The 1,594-nt window shown below is 73.0% G+C and carries 1 protein-coding gene; it reads left to right on the forward strand.

Annotated elements, in window-relative coordinates:
• Window positions 1-106: 106 nt before the first annotated feature.
• On the forward strand, window positions 107-1,369 hold the full coding sequence (locus DW136_RS09805) for an IS30 family transposase (protein WP_118289518.1): 1,263 nt from the start codon (window positions 107-109) through the stop codon (window positions 1,367-1,369).
• The last annotated feature ends 225 nt before the right edge of the window (window positions 1,370-1,594 follow it).

Here is a 1,594-nt window from a genome sequence, read left to right on the forward strand (position 1 = left end):
CCTCAGGACTCAGCGCAACGCGTTGCGCTGAGTCCTGAGGCGCGAATCCGGGTAGGCAACCCCAGAGGGGCCGGAATCCCCCGGCCCGCGATGGAGGGAGGCCGGCATGTCCAGACCCAAGCCGTCCGGAAGGTCGTACGGGAGGCTCACGAGGCACGAGAGGAACACGGTCGAGAGGATGCTCGACCGCAACCGCAGCGCCCGCGAGATCGCCGCGGAGCTCGGCAGGTCGCCCTCGACCGTGACCAGGGAGGTCGCGGCGCACCGCTACGTCACCGCGCCGCGCTCGCGCTACGGCGAGCCCGCGCCCGCGGACCTGTCGGGGGCCTGCCCCAGGCTCTCCGCGTGGCCGAGGTGCTGCAACGGCTGCCCGCACAGGAGGGGCTACGGCTGCTCGAGGAGGCCCAGGGTGTTCTACAGCGCCAGGAGGGCGCAGGAGGCGGCCGACGCCGAGCTCTCGGCGAGCAGGTCCGGGATCGACGAGACCGAGGAGGGCGCCGCCGCCAAGCTCGCGGCCATCAGGGACGGGCTCGCGCGCGGGCTCTCCCCGCAGCAGATAGCGGCGACGACCCCCGGGCTCAGCGCCTCCACCGTCTACAGGTGGGTGGACGCCGGCTACGACGGCATGACGAACATGGAGCTCAGGCGCAAGGTCGGCTACAGGCCGAGGTCGCGCCGGGCCCCGAAGAGGGCGACGCCCCACTCGTCGCGCAGGTCGCACGCGTCGTTCCTCGCGCTCGGCGAGGACGCCTGCGCCGCGGCCTGGGAGATGGACACCGTCGAGGGCTCCAGGGGCGACTCCGCCAGGCTCCTCACGCTCCTGCACCGCCCGAGCCGCTTCCAGCTGGCCCTGCCGCTGCCGGACGGCACGTGCGCCTCGGTCCTGGCGGCGCTCTCCTCCCTGCGCGGGGTCCTCGGCGAGGACGGAGCGAGGCGCGCCTTCGGCGCCGTGCTCACCGACAACGGCAGCGAGTTCGCCGACGAGGGCGCCATCGCGGCGCTGCTCGGCGAGCGGGACGGCGAGACCAGGCTCTTCTACTGCGACCCCCGGCAGAGCCAGCAGAAGGGCGCGTGCGAGAAGAACCACGTAGAGATCAGGAAGCTGCTGCCCAAGGGCGCCGGGGCCAGGTTCGACCGGCTGACGGCGGCGGACTGCGCGCTGCTCATGTCGCAGGTGAACTCCGAGCCGAGGGGGGCGCTCGGGTTCCTGACGCCGGCGCGCGTGCTGCGGATGGCCCTCGGGGAGGACGCCTCCGCCCTCATGGACGCGTTCGGGATAGAGGAGCTTGCGCCCGGCGAGCTCGACCTCACGCCCGGCTGCATCGACAGGGCCAGGGCCGCGAGGGGCGAGGGGCCGCTGGCGGGATAGGCGGCGGGCCGGGACATGGGCCGGATGGCCCGTTGCGCTGAGTCCGGAACGGCTGCGCGGCGGGCTGGCGGAGCATGCGGCGGCGGCATGGGGGCACCGGCCTCCATAGCCTCTCCACCTGCGGAAACGATGCGACGGCCAGGTGCCGGGAGCTATTCCCGCGTTGCGCTAGCTGCGGAAACGCGGGACCCGTTCAGGCTGTTGCGTTGAGATTGAAAATCAACC

The sequence above is a fragment of the Collinsella sp. AM12-1 genome, assembly GCF_003472325.1.
GTDB lineage: Bacteria > Actinomycetota > Coriobacteriia > Coriobacteriales > Coriobacteriaceae > Collinsella.